This window comes from Vibrio sp. 1978, assembly GCF_033344345.1.
Genome location: NZ_JAWPOP010001068.1, coordinates 1 through 508 on the forward strand (window position 1 = coordinate 1; position 508 = coordinate 508).

General features: G+C 50.6%; 1 protein-coding gene and 1 pseudogene. One reads left to right on the forward strand and one right to left on the reverse strand.

The window, feature by feature from the left end:
- A partial coding sequence (locus R8N49_RS30690) for a hypothetical protein (RefSeq protein ID WP_318190896.1) occupies nucleotides 1–203 on the forward strand: 203 nt, incomplete at its 5' end.
- A 77-nt stretch (nucleotides 204–280) separates the two neighbouring features.
- Here R8N49_RS30690 and R8N49_RS30695 read toward each other — a convergent pair.
- Nucleotides 281–508: pseudogene (locus tag R8N49_RS30695) on the reverse strand (hypothetical protein); the annotation flags it as partial.

The following is a 508-nucleotide window of genomic DNA, read 5'->3' on the forward strand; positions in this document are numbered from 1 at the left end:
TTAAAAGTAAAAATCCTCCAGCTCTTCATGGTCAGGCTTTCGCTCAACTGGTCGAAGCAACTCAGCTTCATCAGCGAACTCAAGCTCAGGATGAAAAGCAGGATGAAATCCTCGATGCCAGACTGGACGGTCATTATCGAGGTCTAAGTAGCAGTGCCTCCCACTGGCTGGGTGAGAGCAGTAAAGCCACTGTCTACCACTAACGGTAAACGGCTTCTCTGCACCTCCACATGCCGGTACAAGGTTATCTGCTGCTATATGCGCTACAGCATCCATAGGATCAGTCCTCATCTTCGTCATCACGAACACAAAGATCACGAGCAACTATTTCCGCAGCTATCAACGCATAATCGTTGCCCTGCCAGAACCACCGCTCCGCCAGCTCATAGGCTTCGCTGGAAGGTTCGCCATAACCATGAGCCACCACGTAATCGTGGAACACTTCATGATCAAATGCCTTGCCATCAGCTTCCATGAACCAACCGACAGGGCACTCCAGAATGCGATG